At 34.3% G+C, this 1743-nt stretch carries 2 protein-coding genes; one reads left to right on the forward strand and one right to left on the reverse strand.

The features are described 5' to 3' along the window. Positions 1–158: 158 nt before the first annotated feature. The gene (locus HNR75_RS15395; protein ID WP_188027821.1) at positions 159–1478 is read left to right on the forward strand and encodes a hypothetical protein; all 1320 of its coding nucleotides are present in this window, start codon (positions 159–161) and stop codon (positions 1476–1478) included. A gap of 34 nt (positions 1479–1512) precedes the next feature. Here the strand turns inward: HNR75_RS15395 and HNR75_RS15400 are convergent. After that, positions 1513–1743: transposase (locus tag HNR75_RS15400; RefSeq protein ID WP_188027822.1), on the reverse strand; the 231-nt coding region annotated here is incomplete at its 5' end.

Consider the following 1743-nt stretch of genomic DNA (forward strand, 5'->3'; position numbering starts at 1 on the left):
AAACTTGAATCGAGCTACTGCATAAAGGCCCTCAACGGCCATTGAGGGTGGGCCTCTAATTTACCCGTTTTACTGAACACATTAACCATACAAAACTTGAAAATGGACGGCACTACGTGCCGCCATTTAAGTCGAAGTTAAATGCTTAAGAGACTTTTGTGAATATATTCAACAATAGAGAACTAAGTATCATCATTTGGGCTATAGCAGTCTTAATGTATATAGTTATATTCAAGAGAAAAACATCCATAATCAGTTCATTTATCGATGTTTTAAAGGCATTTTTTCATATAAAGATAATAACTGTAGTCTCTGCATTCCTCCTGTACGTCATTGCAATTGTTTTAATTTGCCAAGAATTTTACTTATGGGATTCAAGTCAGTGGAAAAACACTATTCTTTGGGTTGCTTTTGTCGGAACTCCACTTCTATTTAAACTAGAAAAAATTAGAGCTAAACCAGCCATACTCAAAGACGTAATCATTGACAATATTAAGGTATTGGGTGTATTTGAGTTCATTTTCGGTTTGTATTCATTTCCTCTCGCAATTGAACTGATCGCACAACCTGCACTATTCATAATCGCGACAATATCAGTAATTGCAGGGAAAAATGATGAATTTCACCTTATAAAGAAAATATGTGACAACATACTGGTTATTTTTGGTCTCTCGCTATCAGTATTCACAATATACAAACTGGCAACTGATTTTTCATCAGTTGAAAACATATCTACGCTTTATGACTTTTCAACACCGTTATTGCTTTCTATCTTGTGCACTCCAATAGTTCTATTGGTTATGATATATTCTTTCTACGAAACAATTTTTATTAGATTGAATTTAGCCATCCCCAATAAGAAACTAAACACTCTAGCGAAAATATATTCAATACTAATATTTAACATAAACATCAAATTGCTTGATCGTTGGTCACATCACGTATCTTTAGATAAGATAAATACGCATAGACAGTTGATAGAAACTATCAAACACATTTTCCATGTTAGACATGCTGAAAAAAATCCCGCTGAGGTTCCACCATCAGAAGGTTGGTCTCCATACAAAGCTAAAGACTTTCTTATTGATTCCGGTATCACAACTGGATTTTATAATAAATCTTTTGATTGTTGGCATGCGAGTTCGACACTCATTACATATACTGATGACATAATGCCAGACAATATTGCTTATTATGTTGAAGGCACAGACACCACAGCAAAAGAGCTTAAGATAAAAATAAATGTCAACAATAACAATAGATCTGATCTCGCCATGGAGAAATTGAATTATCTAGCTAACATGCTATCTATAAAATCACTTAACCGTCCAATTTCATCATCTATAGAAAATGCCATACTTAATATGAAAAATAATTCTGAATTAATAGGCAACAAAAGAATATCTTTAGAATTTAATTCATGGCTTAATCATCCACAAAATGGTTTTGATATTAGATTTATCATAGAAAGCATTTAACAAGTGACTGTGGTTCTTAGTCAACTGTTTTCGACTAATTTACCTGCCACTGCTGCTGGTTTTTTACCATCGTATTTAAGATCACGATCAGTTTTCTCATACAGGCTATCAACGCTACTTTTGGTAACTTCCCAGCAGCCTTTAGATGCTCATATTTTTGCTTAAATACTGGGTTACATTGGATTGATGACATCATCGCCATAAACATGATTGTTCGGATCCGGGGTCTTCCTCCCCGGATACTTCGTTTGCCTTTCATTCGACC

Source organism: Tolumonas osonensis, assembly GCF_014202415.1.
GTDB classification, from domain to species: Bacteria; Pseudomonadota; Gammaproteobacteria; order Enterobacterales; family Aeromonadaceae; genus Tolumonas; species Tolumonas osonensis.